The sequence below is a fragment of the Metamycoplasma orale ATCC 23714 genome (assembly GCF_000420105.1).
Classification (GTDB): domain Bacteria; phylum Bacillota_I; class Bacilli_A; order Mycoplasmatales; family Metamycoplasmataceae; genus Metamycoplasma; species Metamycoplasma orale.
Genome location: NZ_ATUH01000004.1, coordinates 1 through 15,833 on the forward strand (window position 1 = coordinate 1; position 15,833 = coordinate 15,833).

The following is a 15,833-nucleotide window of genomic DNA, read 5'->3' on the forward strand; positions in this document are numbered from 1 at the left end:
AAAATAAAAACGATGATATCTTCTTTTGCGTGCTAATTGACTTGCAGAGTTCGAATTGTAATTCATTATGTTGCTATCAAAGTTTCTTTTTAATTCCCTAGAAATAGTAGAAGGAGATCTATTAATTTCTTTAGCGATTTTATTAATTGAATAATTTAAATTAAAATAATGTTCAATTAAAACTCTCTCTTCATAATTAATATGTGTATAATTCATATTGTAACCTCTTTTTTTAAGCAATGCATAAGAGTTATATTGAAGGGAAAAGTATCCCTTCAATTTTATTTTATAAAAAAAATGCAACAACTTTAACAAATTTGTCAAGTGTTGCACTTCATGTTGCAATGTAGCAAGTCCCAATTTGTCGGGACTTTTTAAAGCAAAAGCATGATTAAAAAATTTAAAAGTGAGCTTAATTTACGATAATATGTAGATTTTGAAAAATATTTTTTTCATCATAAATCATTACGTTTTTTAACAAGAACGTATTCAAAAATTAATTTATGATCACTACCTAAATGTTTGCATATTGCATCTGATATTTCTTTAAAACTTTTAAAATTTGTTAAATGTTTAATATCTATTGCATTTTGAATTACAGTAATTATTTTTTGAAGTTCTTTATTATTTGATAGTAAATTTTCAGTACTAATTTTATGTATTTGATTTGAAAAAGCTATAAATCTAAAATATTTAACAACAATTTCATATCTTTCTTTTAGACTATATTTAGTTATGTCTTTTTTATTATCTTTTACCATATGTTAAACCTTTTTTAATATGTGGCATAAAGATGCGATACAAAATAATTATAGTACGATTTTTTTATCATTTCATGATAATATTTTTTGCAACAAAATTATATATTTAATGTGTTAAATATATAAAAATTTCAATATTTTTACTAATTAAAAATATTGAAACTAAGTATTTATTAAATATTAAAATGAAAAATTTTTATTTTCATTTACAAACTAAAAATAAATTAAATTAAACTTTTTTAAATGAAAATTAAAAAAATAAAAAATTTTATAAAAATAATTTTAATATATGTGATATCATTTATTTGTATCAAATCACAGGGCATAGTTAATTCTACTGCTGTTGTGATAAGCAACCGGGTAAAGCCGAAGAAAATAAGTGATATGCGCAGATCACTTATTTTATTTTTTAGTATGAGTAAATTAAAATGAAAATAATTAAATGAAAAAACAAAGAATATTTTACTTTTATATTTATACAACAAAAATGGTAAAATTAAGATATGAAAATATTTGAATTATTACAAGAAAAATTAAATCTTGCATATAGCCCATATTCTAATGTTAAGGTTGTTGCATGTGCAATTGATAATAATAACAATGCATTTTTTGGTGTAAATGTTGAAAACCCAGCATTTCCAAGTGGACTTTGCGCTGAAAGATCATGTTTATTTGGCTCAGTAGCATATGGTGGAAAAGTTAAATCATTTAAAGAAATGCACGTTGCTTCTAATTTAAAAAATATTCTTTATTGCTGCTCAGGCTGTTTACAAGTTATGACACAATTTTTAGAAGATGGCGCAAAAGTTTATTTCTATAACAATGATGGTTCAAAAACTGACATTAAAACCATAAACGAACTTGTTCCTTATCAAGTGCAAGATAAAGATATTAAATTTTAATTAAAGTTAAAAGGACTCAAATTAAAGTTGAGTCCTTTTGTTTTTTTTAAAGTTATTTTTTAATTTTATAATTTAAAGCTTGCAATTCATTAATTGTAATATTTCTTCACTTTCCAATTTCTAAATTTTTATCACTAAAAATTGCATATCTAGTTCTATGTAAATTTAAAACATAATTATTAACCAATAAAAATAAATTTTTAACATGGTGATTTCTACCTTCAAATAATTTAACTTTATATTTGTTGTTTCCTAAAGCAATAACTTCTTGCTTAGATTTTTTACCATTTAAAATTACTTTATCACTATTTAAAAATAATAAATTTTTTTCATCTAGCTCTTTTTCTAGTTCAGCTACATATTCTCTTTCAAAATTATTAGATGGATGAGATAAGAAGTTTGTAAATTCTCCATCGTTTGTAATAATAATTACACCACTTGTATCATAATCAAGTCTGCCAACCGAAAAACACAATTGATTTAAATTTAAATATTGAAAAATAGTTTTTCTATTTTGAGGATCTTTTTGAGTACAAATTAATCTTTTGGGTTTATTAAATAAAATGTAAAAATGATTAATGTTCTTAGTTAAAGATAAAACTTTTCCATTAATTTTAATTTCATCATTTTCATTAACTTTTTGACCAAGTTCAGCAACTTTTCCATTAATAAATAACTTTTTTTCATTAATTAATTTTTCAGCTTCTCTTCTTGAACAAATGCTATTTTGACTTAAAAATTTCTGTATTCTTATTTTTTCTTCCATAATTGTGAGACTTTCAAAAATTTATATTTGTATATATTATATACAAATATCAAAAAATTAAAGTCTCAAAGTTGCAATATTGCAACTAATTTGTTATGTAATTATTTTGCCTAGAAAAAGGCAGAAAGAAAAAAATGCAAAAAAGTGAAAAAAATATTTTACAAAATCTAAACACATTAGCGCAAAAGAAAAAATTTATAAAAAACTTTTGTTTATATGGCAAACTATTTAATTTTAAAAATAGTGAAAGTAATGACAATCTTGAATTTTTTATAAATTCACTTTACAAAGATGAAAAAACAATATTTATAAATAACTTCATTTTTTGTAATTCGAATCCAGAATGATATTTAAGAATTTGATCAAAAAGTACATATTACAAAAAATTAAATTTTGTAGTTAACTTATTTATGAAATTTTTATTAAGCAAAAACATATTCAAAAAATCAATAAATAAATATCAAAATTATTATGTTTAATGATCCAAATATTGTACAAATAAATAGATACAATCAAAACATAAATAATGTTTTTGCAGAAAAATTAAATTATGAATTAGAAAAGCGTATATTAAATGAAAATTACATAAACGACAATGAAAAGTTCACAATAAATATTAAAAGGCTAATATCAACAGATGAATTAATTTTAGAATTTATTTTCAAAAATAATAACATCAATATTTCAGATGTTTCAATATATTCAAGTATTGATAATAAAGAAATTAAATTTGAAAAAATGTTTAGTGCAAATAATTTTAATGCAGAAGAAGGATATAAGTTTCAATGTATTTTAAGCAAAGATAGCAATGGAAAAAATATTACTTTTAATAAACTAAGAAATTTATTATTTGAAATTAATATTTTAAATAACAGAAACAGATGAGAAAAGCTTTATGCTTTAAATTATAAGTTTAATTTGGTACCTTTGCAAACTAACATTAAAGTTGAAGAAAATGCAAACATTAAATTAATTAGTGACATTAAAATCTCACATTTTAATAAAGTAGCTAATTTTGAAAAATATGATCAATATATGGATGTGCAATATTTAAATTTTAATTTTATACCAACGCAGCTAAAACAAGGCTTTCATAGCAATCTTCTTTACAAAATTACTGCTTCAAAAAATTGAGAAAAAAGCACTAAGCAAAGCAGCGATATTCATCAACTCGACATTTATAACTTGAATATTAAAAATGAAACTGAAAATGAATATATTCAAAATAAATTTATGGTGCAGCTAGATAAATCTAATAAAAATAATTTATTGGCTTATGTTCCTAGCTATAGTTATTATGATAAAAATCTAAAGAAAACTATTATAGGTAACGAAAGTTTAGATGCTAAAGAAGGCCTATTAATACCACTAAATTTTTATGGAAACTTTAGCCATAAAATATCTATATATTTTAATAAAAATATTTCTGATATTAAACTAACCTACAACCAAGAAATTAAAAAACCATTTTTCTCATATCTAAATGGTTTAATAAAATTAAGTGTATTAGAAAAAAATTATTTTGAATCAGTCCCTAAAAATTGAGGAAGTATTTGATTCAAAAATGTTAAAAATATAAATAATTTGAATATTAAGTTTTGATAGGACAATAAATGACAATAAATAAAAAAATACTTTTAGTTTCATCACTTTCAATAATTTCTATAGCAGCAATAGCAGGGGCAAGTGCAGCTATACTATTAAAAATTAAAAAAGATAAAAATGTTGAAAAATCCCAATCAAATGAAATTGAAGAAAATAAAAAAGATACTAACGGGTCTTCTAATTCAAATAATAAACAAGATGAAAAGAATGATTCGCCAATATATTCTAAAAAACCAAATGAAATATATGACGATAAAACTTTAGAAGAAATTAATGGAGATGAAGTTTTTCCAATTGTAGATCAAAAAGAATATTATGATCAATTAAATTATAAAGATGGCCAAGGTTGAATTGATGATAATATGGTTGAATATATGATTAAAGACATTATTTCAAGAATAACTGTAACTGACGGAATGATTAAATATTCATTTAATAGAATAGATAATCAAAATGTAGATTTATATTTTATTTGATTTAATAAAACAAAAAAAGCATTTAGAAATTATAGGATTTCAATAAATACAATTTAATTTTATATATAATAAAGTAGTTATGGACAACAAAAAAAATTTAATATTTGAAGAAATAAAAAAATACACTAAAAAGAATTTTAATGAAAAAAGCTTAATTAAAGACTTGGAAATTGATAGTTTAGATCTTTTAATGTTAGTAACAGATTTAGAAAAAAAATTTAATTTACATGTTAGTGACCAAGAGCTTATGGAAATTAAATTAGTTGATGATATTATTAATATAATAAATAGCAAAGAAAACAAAAAATAATGTATAATGGTTTTGTTTTCTTTAATTTAGGGGTATAGTTCAATCGGCAGAACAACGGGCTTCAACCCCGTGTGTTGTGGGTTCGAGTCCTGCTACCCCTGCCATATCATTTTTAATGTAAAACTAGATTATTTTCTAGTTTTTTTATTTTAATAAAAATGCCAGAAGTTTTTCTAGCATTTTACTTTTACAACTTAGTTGAAATGGTGCCGTTTACTAGGATTGAACTAGCGACCCCTTCCTTACCATGGAAGTGCTCTACCACTGAGCTAAAACGGCATTCTTTTTTGAAAAGTTCTTATTTATTATATATTAAAATTTGTTATAATAAATAAATTATGGAAAAAACTATGTATAAATCCTTGATGGCTATTAAAGATAAGTATGAAAACTACTTATCTCAGCTTTCAAATGCCGAAATTTACAACGATATTAAAAAATACAATCAAATAAATAAAGAAAAAACTGATATCGAAGATATTTATTTAACTTTTCAAAAATATTTAGCTTCTGAAAATTCTTATAATGAATCAAAACAAATACTTGAAACTGAAAATGATGAAGAATTATTAAATCTTGCAAAAGATGATATTACTATTCAAGAAGAAACAATGCAAAATTTAGAAAATAAATTAAAAGAACTTCTTTTGCCCAAAGATGAAAATGATAAAAGAAATGTTATTGTTGAAATTAGAGGTGCAGCTGGAGGAGATGAAGCTAACTTATTTTCAGGCGACCTTTTCAAAATGTATCAAAAATATTGCGAAAACGAAGGTTTTAAAATAAAAATTGTTGATTCAACTTTTGGAGCAGCGGGTGGATATAGTTTATTAGTTTTTACCATTAAAGGTGAAATGGTTTATTCTAAATTTAAGTTTGAAAGCGGAGTACACCGTGTTCAAAGAGTTCCGGTTACAGAAACTCAAGGAAGAGTGCATACTTCAACTGCTACTGTTACAGTTTTACCCGAAATTGAAGATGATATTAAAATTGATATTAGACCTGAAGATATTGAAGTTGATGTATTTAGAAGTTCAGGCGCTGGCGGACAATCAGTTAACACAACTGACTCAGCTGTTAGAATAACTCATAAAAAAACTAATATTGTTGTAACTTCACAAGACGAAAGAAGCCAAATCCAAAACAAAGAAACTGCATTAAAAATTCTTAAATCTAAATTATATGAATTAGAAATAAAAAAACGTGATGAAGAAGAACACGGACTTAGAATGCAAGCAGGCACTGGAGATAGATCTGAAAAAATTAGAACATATAACTATCCACAAGATAGAATAACAGATCATAGAATAGGATTTTCAATTTCACTTAAAACTATAATGGATGGCGATTTAGGCAAAATTATTGATGCTTTAATTGCTGATGAAAAAGCTACTAAAATAAAAGAAGCTGGCCTTTAATGATTGAAAAAGAAATTTTGTTACGAGAAAAGCAAAGATATAATTTGCCGCTTTTTATTTCTAAACAAGAAGAAAAACTTTTAAGAAAAAATTGTCCTGTTCAAAAAATAATTGGTTATCAAATATTGCAAAATGTTCACATTGATTTATCTTACAATGTTTTAATTCCTCGATATGAAACAGAAGAATTAATTTTAGAATCTTATAAATATATTAATAAAGATTCAAAAGTTTTGGACTTAGGATGTGGCTCGGGATTTATTGGCTTAGCAATTAAAAAAAATATTAATTGTGATGTTGATATGGTTGATATATCAAATGCAGCAATTAAACAAACTAAAAAAAATGCTAAACTTAATAATTTAGAAGTGAATGTTTTTAAATCAAATTGATTTAAAAAAATAAATAATAAATATGATCTAATAATTTCAAATCCTCCATATTTAAGCTTAAAAAATACACCTTACATAGGTTCTTTAAAATATGATCCTAAAAAAGCTTTATATGCAAAAAATAATGGGTTTAAACATTATGAAACTATTTTAAAAAATGCTAAAAAATATTTAAAAGAGAATGGACACATTTTATTTGAAGTTGACGATTTTGTTGCAGATATGCTTAAAAATAAATATCAAAATATAAAAATAATAAAAGACATAAATAATAAAAATAGAATAGCAATAATTAAATACGGTGATTTAAAATAAACTAAATTTGAATAATCAAGAACTCTAAACATATATAATAAATAAATGTTAAGTAATAATATTTCTTATAATTTTTTTGTTTAGCAATTTTACTATATTGCTAACTTGAACTAAAAGTATTTAATGGTCATTTAAGTCAAATTAAATGACTTTATTTTTTTATTTTTCCTTAAAATCAATTTAATATAAACCATATAATAAACCATATATTTTAAAAATTAAAATAAAAGTAATAAGTATTATTTATTACTGTATAAATTTTAGCTAAATATAACAATTGAATTTTAAAATAGCCCATGCAAAAATGTTAATTAAAAATATTAAAAAACTTTTAGCACTCTCAACAAAAATGTGCTAAAATATTAATTACTATGGCAAAAAACAAAAGAGATTATTATGAAGTTTTAGAAATTAACAAAGATGCTACTGAACGTGAAATAAAGACAGCTTATAGAAAATTAGCTATGAAATATCACCCAGATAGAAATAAAGAACCAGATGCAGAAGAAAAATTTAAAGAAGTATCTGAAGCATATGAAATTTTATCCGATCCTGAAAAAAGAGCTAAATATGATAAGTATGGTCATCAAGCATTTGATCAAGCACAATTTGGAACAGCAGCCGAAGATATTTTTGCTGACTTTTTCAAATCATTCCAAGGCGGATTTGGCGGTGGAGATATTTTTGAGGAGATATTTGGCAACTTTGGTGGACAAACATCTAATAGAAGAAATAGAGCTACCCCAGGAAATGACGTTCAAATAAGCATAACTATTGATTTTCTAGATGCAATAAATGGTAAGAAAACTACAATTCCCGTTTCGCAATCAGTTATTTGTTCTAATTGTAATGGAAGCAAAGCAGAAAATCCTTCTGATTTTAAAACATGTGAACATTGCAATGGAACAGGAAGAATTGAACAAAAAGTTGCATTTTTTACAACTCAAACAACTTGTAGACATTGTGCTGGAACTGGTAAAATAATTTCAAAAATTTGTCATTTATGTAATGGAGCCGGTCTAGAAAGAAAGAAAATTAATTTAGACATTGATATTCCTGCCGGAATTAGTAATGAACAAACTATTGTTAAAAAAGGTTATGGTATGCCTTCTTTAGATGGTGGCGAAAATGGTTCTTTATATATAGTTGTTCATGTTAGAGAACATAAATATTATGAAAGAGTAAATGATGATATTCTTTTATCAGTGCCAGTTTCAATGAAGGACATTATTTTAGAAAATAAAATATTGATTCCAACACCATATGGAAAAGTACAAATAAAATTAACAAGAGATATGAAATTTGATAAGATTATCAAAATCGAAAACTATGGTGCAACTATTTTAGGTACTAAAAAACGTGGTAATTTATTAGTTACATTAAAACCATATATTCCAAAATTCACAAAAGATAATTTAAATAAAGTTATTGAAGCATTTGAAACAACTGATAATAATGAATACACAAAATGATTAGATGAGTTTTAAAACTCGTCTTTTTTTTATTTTAATTATTAAAAATAATTAGCAAAAAATTACGTTTTTAACAAATATAAAAATGCAAAATATTTTTTTTACTTTTTAACTATATCATAAAATCTTATGCTATTATATATAGCAATTATCATAAAAAAGGTTGTAGGTAATATTATGGAAAAATTAATGATAGTTGAATCACCAAACAAAGTTAAAACAATAAAAAAATATTTGGACGATAGTTATGAAGTTATTTCTTCAGTAGGACATATTTTAAAAATGTCCACTAGAGGGACTAATAATTTAGGTATAGACTTTGAGAATTGAGAACCAATAATGGTTCCAGATAGTAGTAAATCAAAAGTTATAAAAGAGTTAAAGCAAGCAGCAAAAGAAGCAAAAATTGTTTTAGTTGCTACTGACCCTGACCGTGAAGGTGAAGCTATTGCTCAAAACTTAGTTGATACATTAAAAATTGAAAATAAATATCAAAGAATTAAATATAATGAAATCACACAAGACGCTATTAAAGCTGCTATTGATAATCCACTAGAAATTGATAAAAACTTAGTAGAAGCACAAAAAACTAGAAGAATGTTAGACAGGATCATCGGTTTTAAACTTTCTCAATTAATGAAAGCAAAAGTTAAAAATACGCCTACCAATCCTTCAGCTGGTAGAGTTCAATCAATTGCTTTAAAATTGGTCTGTGATCGTGAAAAAGAAATAGAAAGATTTATTCCTACCTATTATTCAAAAATCGAAGCTAAAATAAATAAGTGTCCAAATGCTAGCTTTTATTACCCAACTGAATTATGTGAATTTAAAAATGATAATACTTGAATAAGTCGTGAAAACATTGAAGAAATATTTAATAATATAAATTCATCTAAAAAATTAAAAGTTATAGACTTTAAAGTTTCAAGTAAAAAAGAAGCTCAACACACACCTTTTAAACAATCAATATTATATAAAGAAGCTAAATATAGTTCTCAAGTTGTACAATCATCTGCTCAAAAATTATTTGAAGAAGGTATAATCTCATATCCAAGAACTGATTCAACTAGATTATCAGCAACATTTATTGAAAAAGCTAAAAAATACATTGAAAAAGTTTATGGAAAAGAATATGTTGGAGAAAATGTTAAAGGTACTAGCGGAGATCAAGATGCTCACGAAGCTATTAGACCAACAAATATTGAATTAACTCCTGATAAAGCAAGAGATGAATACAAATTAAGCGACGTTGATTATCAAATATATAAAACAATTTATAATAAAACAATTTGTGCAATAATGGCTAGTCCTATTAGAGAAATTAGAAGATATGAACTTTTAAATGAAGGCAATAACCACCAATATAATTTTAGATTATCATTTACTAATGTAACATTTGACGGTTATTACAAAGTAATAGGCTATGAAGAAAAAGATAATGGAATTATTAACTTTAAAGTAGGCGATTATATTGATGTTGATGAATACATTAGAGAAGATAAAGAAACTCAACCGCCAGCAAGATATAACGATGGTTCTCTAATTAAAATGTTAGATGATATAAAAGTAGGACGTCCTTCAACATTTGCATCTACTATTTCTGTTATTAAAAAACGTCTTTTTGTTGAAACTATTAATGGTGCTTTACACCCTACAGAATTTGGAAAAGTTGTATTAGAAAAATTAATTGAAGGTTTTCCTGATACCATTACTGAAGAATATACAGCACAAGTTGAAGAATTACTCGATGAAATTAGTGTTGGAAAAAGTGATTACAAATTGTTGCTTAAAGAATTTTGAGAAAAATTCACTGGCAATTTTGAATATGTAACTGAAACTATGGAAATAAGTACACTACCTCAAGAATTAGTTAATGAGCTTTGCCCTGAATGTGGATCAGATTTAATATATAGATATACCAAGAGAGATCACAAAAAGTTTATTGGTTGTTCATCATTTCCTAAATGCAAATATTTAAGAAATATTGATGGACAAAAGAACTTCAAATGAAAATTTAAAGCTAAAAAGAATTCAGTAAACTAAACCTAAAGGTTTACAAAAATTAATTAATAGAACTTAATTGTTCTATTTTTTTTATATTTTTAAAAATAAAGTACAATTTTTAATATGAAATTAGACAACAACAATAACGAAAATAACAATAATAAATCAAATGAATCAAAAGTTACAAGTACTAATAAACATAATTTATCTTTTGATGAAATACTAAAAAAAGCAAAAAGAAAGAAAATTTTACTTTGAACTACAACCCCAATTCTTATTGGCGGATCTTTAGCTGGAACTATTTATTTTGTTTATAAAAACAATATATCATATGAAAAAGAGAGCATTTCGCTAAAACAATTTGAAAAAATTTGCAATAATGTGGAACTTTATTCTGCATGAGACGTTGCCCAAAATGCTAGTGAAATTATAGATTCATATAATTTTAGTAAACAAAATAAACTATTTGATATTAATGATTTTATTAATTTGTATATTAAAAATAACATTGACTTTAATACAGGCAAAAAAATATTATTAAATTATTTAGATTTAGAATTGTCTAAAGACAAAAATGAAAATGAATTAGATATTACCTTTGAAATAACATTAAATAAAAATTTCATTAAGGGTGAACTTGATGCTAAAAAAAATAAAAAATATTACAAAAAAATAACTAAGACAGTTGTTATAAATGAATATGCAGAAAATTTTAATACTGAAGAATTCAAAAAATTATGAAGTGAAAAATATGATGCAGAAATAAAAGCAATATTGAGAAAAAGAGCGCCTGGTGAAGAAATTACTGATCAAAATGGTACTAAATGATTTGCATCTGAAACTTTTAGAAAAGAAGTTTGAGATTGAATATTAAAAATATTCAAAGAAGCAAAAATTTTCCCAGATATTTATCCAGAAGATAAGTATGATATTTTTCCATATATTCCAGAATTTTATGAAAATGAAAAATCAGGATTAAACAATGAAATAATAAATCCTTATCCAAACCCTGATTCTACCAACCCTGATATTTTAAATAAATATAAACTAAATGAATATGCTTATGTTAACTGAAATAATAAGAAAAACTTGAACTATTTAACAATTGATTATATTTATCATAGCAAAACTTCTATTACTAAAAGCAAACCTAGAAGAATAATTTTAACAATAGTTGGTATATAATGAAAAATAAAAAAGATAAAATTATAAATGAAAATGAAAAGTACGTTGAAATGTTTAAAAACATTCAAAATTTTTTTAATACAAAAAATGTAGACAACATTTTTATTGATGATGATATACAAAAATATTTTGAATTAAACCATAATACTAAATTAGTTAAACAAAGTAAAGACAATATAATTAATAAAAATGATGAAGAAATAATTGCTATTATTAATAGAATTAATAAGATTTCAAAGCAAAGAGAAGAATCTTTACAAAAAAACAAATTTAGCAAAAATAACTTTTATTTTGATGAAGAAATTGAAAGTAATATAAAATTATTAAAAGAAAAAATTCAAGAGATTGAAAAATTAGAAGATAAATAAGGAAACATATGAAAAAAATTAATATTGCTATTGATGGACCAAGTGGCGTTGGAAAATCTGTTATGTCTGAAATGATTGCTAAAAAATTAAATTATAAATACATTAGTAGTGGATCAATTTATAGAGTAATTGCATATAATGCTTTTATAAATAATTTAGATACCGAAAATGAAAATTTAATCAATGATGCTTGAAAATTTGAGGACATAATTTTTGTTGACAATAATGATGTTTTTTTCAAAAACCAAAATGTTGGAAAAGTAATTAGAGAAGATAATATTTCTAAATTAGCTTCAAAAATTGCAAAGTTTAAGTCTATTAGAGAAAAAGTAAATTTATACATTCAAACAGTTGCACATAATGAAAAAGGCGTAATTGTTGATGGTAGAGATGCAACTTATAGAATTTTACCAAACGCAGATGTTAAATTCTTTTTATGAGCTAGTCCTGAAGTTAGAGCTAAAAGAAGGATTAAACAAAATATAGAATTAAACATTCCTTCTAATTATGACGAAATACTAAAATCAATTATTGAAAGAGATTATGCTGATAGCCATAGAGAAATTGACCCTTTAAAAGTAAGTGAAGGTTCAATTGAAATAGATACAACTAATATGTCTATTGAAGAAAACTTTAATGCACTTTACAAAGAAATTGAAAAAAGGATTAAATAATGAGTGGTGTTGTTGCAATAATAGGAAAACCTAATGTTGGTAAAAGCACATTATTTAATAAAATAATTGATAAAAGAAAATCTATTGTATATGATACTCCTGGAGTTACAAGAGATAGATTATATGAAAATGCGCTTTGATGTGGTAAACAATTTAAAATTATTGACACTGGTGGAATAACTACAGATAAAAATAGTGATTTTAGATCTTTAATTGAATTTCAAGCACAAATAGCCATTGAAGAAGCAAATGTTATTGTTTTTGTATTAGATGGTAGAGAAAATTTAACCGAAGAAGATTATTATATTGCTTCATTATTAAGAAAAGCAAATAAGAAAGTTTTAATTGCAGTTAATAAACTCGAAAGTTCTGAAAATGATATTGACCCAAAAATATATTCTTTAGGTTTTAAAGACATATTTTTAATTTCAGCAATTCATGGAAAACATTTAGGCGATTTGCTTGATGAAATTATTAAAAATTTGCCTAATGAAACTAAAGATTTAAAGGAAACATTTAAATTAACTTTATTAGGAAAACCTAACGTTGGTAAAAGTACAATTTTAAACACATTATCAAATTCAAATCGATCAATTGTTAGCGATATACCAGGAACAACAAGAGATTCAGTATCTACATTTATTAAAATAAAAGACCAAGAATTTGAAATTATAGATACTGCTGGAATTAAGAGAAAAAGCAAATTAACTGATAGCATTGAACATTATTCTTTATTAAGAGCAACTAATTCTGTTGCTGAAGCTTCACTTTGCTTATTAATTTTAGATGCTAAAGAAGAAATTTCTTTATTTCACCAAAATGTTATTGGTTTAGCATTTGAACAAGAAAAACCACTAATTATAGTAGTTAACAAATGAGATTTAATTGAAGCTGATACTGATACAATGGATAAATATAAAAAAGAATTACAAAAGAAATTGAAGTTTGTTGATTATGCGCCAATTGTATTTATATCGGCTCTTAAAAACAAAAGAATGGATAAGCTAAGAGATACAATTTTAATGGTAAGGGAAAATATAAGTCGAAAAATAAACACTAATCAATTAAATCAACTTATAGTAACATCTCAATTAATTAAGCCAGCTTCTTCGATTAACGGTAAAAGGCTAACTATTAAATTTGCTAAACAGGTTGATGCTAAAATACCAACATTTCTTTTATTTGTAAATGATAAGAAATTAGCACACTTCACTTATTTAAGATACATTGAAAATCAAATTAGATCAACATATAACTTTATTGGTGCCCCAATTAAGTTAGTTTTAAAAAACAAAAATAAAGAGGATTAATATGGTTAAGAAGATAACAATTATTGGCTCAGGTGCAATGGGCACTGCGTGCGCCAACGTTTTGGTTGACAATAAAAATGATGTTATAATTTATGGAATAAATGAAGATGAATTAAATGATTTATCAAAAGGGTTTAATAAAAATTATTTTCCACATGAAAAGTTAAACAAATTTTCAGTAACAAAAAACTTAAAAGAAGCATTAGAAAATACAAATTTTATTTTGCTCGCTGTTCCTTCAAAATTTTTAGAAGATGTTGTTAATGAAGTTTTACAAAATTTAAATTGTTCTAAAGTAACTATTATAAATGTATGTAAAGGCTTTTATCCTAATAGTTCTGATACTATTCATCAAAAACTTAATATGCTAACTAAGGAAAATAAAAACATTAAAGGTATTGTCTCGCTAATCGGTCCATCTTTTGCTTTAGAAATAGTTAAAAAAGCTATAACATGTGTTGTTGGTGTAAGCCATGATATAGAATTAATTAAAGAAGTACAAAGTATATTTTCAAATAATTATTTTAAAGTTCTAGTTCAAACTGATGTTATTGGTGCTGAAATAGGCTCTATATATAAAAATATAATTGCTATTGGAAGTGGACTTTTAATTGCCTTAAATTATACAATTAATACACAAGCATCATTTTTAACTTTTGCTTTAAAAGAAATGAAAAAGTTTTGCAAGTTTTTAAATGGTAAAGAAGAAACATTAAATGGATTATCAGGTCTTGGAGATATGATATTAACATCTATGTCAAATAATTCTAGAAATTTTACCTATGGTAAAAATTTCTTTAATGGGCAAAATAAACCTAATGTAACCGTTGAAGGTATTCAATCAATTAAAACTGTATATGAAAAATATGTAGAAACAAAAGCTATTAAGCTTCCTATTGTTGAATGCCTTTATAGGCTAATATTTTTAAATGAAAATCCTAATAATTGTATTAATGAACTTATAAAACTTATTCCAAAATATGAATAATAAGCAAAAATATGGTAATATATTATTACTAATTTACAAATTTAGAAAGAGGTAAAACATAATGAATAAAAGAGACTTAATTGTTCGTGCAAGTGAAAATACTGGACATCCTCAAGTTTTAATTGAATCAATTTTTGACGAACTTGAAAAAATTATTGCAGAAGAACTTGCTAAAAAAGAAATAGTTTCAATATCAGGTTTTGGAACATTTTCTACTATTGACAAACCTGAAATTGAAAGATTAAACCATTTCACAAAAGAAAAAATAATTGTACCTGCAAAAACAGAACCTAAATTTAGATTCTCAGATGTTTTCAAAGCACAAGTTAATAGAAACTAATTACTTTTTTCTAAATTATTTAAAACACTTATATAATCTAAAATCCCTGGATAGATAAGCACTAGTTTATGGCCAATTTCTAATGCTTCTTCATATTGCAAGGATTTTTTATTTTTTATCTTTTTAATAAAATCTTTATGCATTATTAAAATAAATTCATTTTGTATCTTAAAATAAAATATATAAAAGGCAATACCATCAAGTTTAGTAACTAAATCTAAATATTCAATTTGATGAGGTTTAATATTATTTAATGAAAATGTTTTGTCTTCTGTACTTTTAGCCTCAAAAGCCAAAAACTTGCCATTTCAAAGTCCATAATAATCCACAGTACTTTTAGATATAATTTTTCCTTCACTTACTAAATTTTCTTTATTATTAGATTTAGAAACAGACTTAAATTTAATATCAAGATTCTTTTTATGCACTAAACAAATGTTATTTTTTAAATAGTAAAAATTGCTTTGGTTTAAAATTGTTTCTAAAAGCATTCCTCGATTTTTACTACCGTTTATATTCATATATTATATTTTAAGATAAATATGAA

The 15,833-nt window shown here is 24.0% G+C and carries 19 protein-coding genes and 2 tRNA genes; 16 read left to right on the forward strand and 5 right to left on the reverse strand.

Features of this window, described 5'->3' with window-relative positions:
* Nucleotides 1-216: helix-turn-helix domain-containing protein (locus F795_RS03340; protein ID WP_040538404.1), on the reverse strand; the 216-nt coding region annotated here is incomplete at its 3' end.
* Nucleotides 217-374: 158 nt separating this feature from the next.
* Nucleotides 375-761 (reverse strand): MG284/MPN403 family protein, encoded by a 387-nt coding sequence (locus F795_RS0101070; RefSeq protein WP_022935895.1) that lies wholly within the window; start codon nucleotides 759-761, stop codon nucleotides 375-377.
* A 503-nt stretch (nucleotides 762-1,264) separates the two neighbouring features.
* Between F795_RS0101070 and F795_RS0101075 the strand changes: the two genes are divergently transcribed.
* Entirely contained in the window at nucleotides 1,265-1,663 is a 399-nt protein-coding gene (locus tag F795_RS0101075) for a cytidine deaminase (protein WP_022935896.1), read from the forward strand.
* Nucleotides 1,664-1,715: 52 nt separating this feature from the next.
* Here the strand turns inward: F795_RS0101075 and F795_RS0101080 are convergent, their stop codons facing one another.
* On the reverse strand, nucleotides 1,716-2,429 hold the full coding sequence (locus F795_RS0101080) for a pseudouridine synthase (RefSeq protein ID WP_022935897.1): 714 nt from the start codon (nucleotides 2,427-2,429) through the stop codon (nucleotides 1,716-1,718).
* 134 nt (nucleotides 2,430-2,563) lie between these two features.
* On the opposite strand from F795_RS0101080, the gene F795_RS06355 reads away from it, so the two are divergent.
* The 5 genes from F795_RS06355 (at nucleotide 2,564) to F795_RS06365 (ending at nucleotide 4,924) form a co-directional block, all read left to right on the forward strand.
* Nucleotides 2,564-2,908, forward strand: coding sequence for a hypothetical protein (locus F795_RS06355; protein ID WP_022935898.1), 345 nt, complete (start codon nucleotides 2,564-2,566; stop codon nucleotides 2,906-2,908).
* Nucleotides 2,901-4,034 carry an MHO_1580 family protein gene (locus F795_RS06360; protein ID WP_022935899.1) on the forward strand — a complete coding sequence of 378 codons (1,134 nt, stop codon included), beginning with the start codon at nucleotides 2,901-2,903 and terminating at the stop codon, nucleotides 4,032-4,034. The genes F795_RS06355 and F795_RS06360 overlap by 8 nt, the downstream gene beginning before the upstream one ends.
* Nucleotides 4,035-4,042: 8 nt before the next feature.
* Entirely contained in the window at nucleotides 4,043-4,567 is a 525-nt protein-coding gene (locus F795_RS0101095; protein WP_022935900.1) for an MHO_1590 family protein, read from the forward strand.
* A gap of 22 nt (nucleotides 4,568-4,589) precedes the next feature.
* Nucleotides 4,590-4,820 (forward strand): acyl carrier protein, encoded by a 231-nt coding sequence (locus tag F795_RS0101100; RefSeq protein WP_022935901.1) that lies wholly within the window; start codon nucleotides 4,590-4,592, stop codon nucleotides 4,818-4,820.
* Between the two features lie 28 nt (nucleotides 4,821-4,848).
* Nucleotides 4,849-4,924 (forward strand) — tRNA-Trp (locus F795_RS06365).
* A gap of 100 nt (nucleotides 4,925-5,024) precedes the next feature.
* Here F795_RS06365 and F795_RS0101110 read toward each other — a convergent pair.
* Nucleotides 5,025-5,099 (reverse strand) — tRNA-Thr (locus tag F795_RS0101110).
* Nucleotides 5,100-5,158: 59 nt separating this feature from the next.
* On the opposite strand from F795_RS0101110, the gene prfA reads away from it, so the two are divergent.
* From prfA to F795_RS0101160, 10 genes are all read left to right on the forward strand, one after another.
* On the forward strand, nucleotides 5,159-6,238 hold the full coding sequence (prfA, locus tag F795_RS0101115) for a peptide chain release factor 1 (RefSeq protein ID WP_027120247.1): 1,080 nt from the start codon (nucleotides 5,159-5,161) through the stop codon (nucleotides 6,236-6,238).
* Nucleotides 6,238-6,945 (forward strand): peptide chain release factor N(5)-glutamine methyltransferase, encoded by a 708-nt coding sequence (locus F795_RS06370; protein WP_022935903.1) that lies wholly within the window; start codon nucleotides 6,238-6,240, stop codon nucleotides 6,943-6,945. The genes prfA and F795_RS06370 overlap by 1 nt, the downstream gene beginning before the upstream one ends.
* 371 nt (nucleotides 6,946-7,316) lie before the next feature.
* The gene (gene dnaJ, locus F795_RS0101125; protein WP_022935904.1) at nucleotides 7,317-8,432 is read left to right on the forward strand and encodes a molecular chaperone DnaJ; all 1,116 of its coding nucleotides are present in this window, start codon (nucleotides 7,317-7,319) and stop codon (nucleotides 8,430-8,432) included.
* 162 nt (nucleotides 8,433-8,594) lie between these two features.
* Nucleotides 8,595-10,460, forward strand: coding sequence for a type I DNA topoisomerase (gene topA, locus F795_RS0101130; protein WP_022935905.1), 1,866 nt, complete (start codon nucleotides 8,595-8,597; stop codon nucleotides 10,458-10,460).
* Between the two features lie 84 nt (nucleotides 10,461-10,544).
* Nucleotides 10,545-11,606 carry a hypothetical protein gene (locus F795_RS06375; protein ID WP_022935906.1) on the forward strand — a complete coding sequence of 354 codons (1,062 nt, stop codon included), beginning with the start codon at nucleotides 10,545-10,547 and terminating at the stop codon, nucleotides 11,604-11,606.
* Nucleotides 11,606-11,974, forward strand: a complete 369-nt coding sequence (locus F795_RS0101140) for a hypothetical protein (protein WP_022935907.1) — start codon at nucleotides 11,606-11,608, stop codon at nucleotides 11,972-11,974. Before F795_RS06375 ends, F795_RS0101140 begins: the two co-directional genes overlap by 1 nt.
* Nucleotides 11,975-11,982: 8 nt before the next feature.
* A complete protein-coding gene (gene cmk, locus F795_RS0101145) occupies nucleotides 11,983-12,648 on the forward strand; it encodes a (d)CMP kinase (RefSeq protein WP_022935908.1) in 666 nt (221 codons plus the stop codon).
* Nucleotides 12,648-13,958, forward strand: a complete 1,311-nt coding sequence (gene der / locus F795_RS06380) for a ribosome biogenesis GTPase Der (RefSeq protein WP_022935909.1) — start codon at nucleotides 12,648-12,650, stop codon at nucleotides 13,956-13,958. The genes cmk and der overlap by 1 nt, the downstream gene beginning before the upstream one ends.
* A 1-nt stretch (nucleotide 13,959) precedes the next feature.
* Nucleotides 13,960-14,946 (forward strand): NAD(P)H-dependent glycerol-3-phosphate dehydrogenase, encoded by a 987-nt coding sequence (locus F795_RS0101155; protein ID WP_022935910.1) that lies wholly within the window; start codon nucleotides 13,960-13,962, stop codon nucleotides 14,944-14,946.
* 61 nt (nucleotides 14,947-15,007) lie between these two features.
* Nucleotides 15,008-15,286: an HU family DNA-binding protein gene (locus tag F795_RS0101160; RefSeq protein WP_022935911.1), complete on the forward strand. Its 279-nt coding sequence runs from the start codon at nucleotides 15,008-15,010 to the stop codon at nucleotides 15,284-15,286.
* Here the strand turns inward: F795_RS0101160 and recU are convergent.
* Nucleotides 15,283-15,807, reverse strand: coding sequence for a Holliday junction resolvase RecU (gene recU, locus F795_RS0101165; protein WP_022935912.1), 525 nt, complete (start codon nucleotides 15,805-15,807; stop codon nucleotides 15,283-15,285). The genes F795_RS0101160 and recU overlap by 4 nt on opposite strands.
* Nucleotides 15,808-15,833 lie beyond the last annotated feature (26 nt).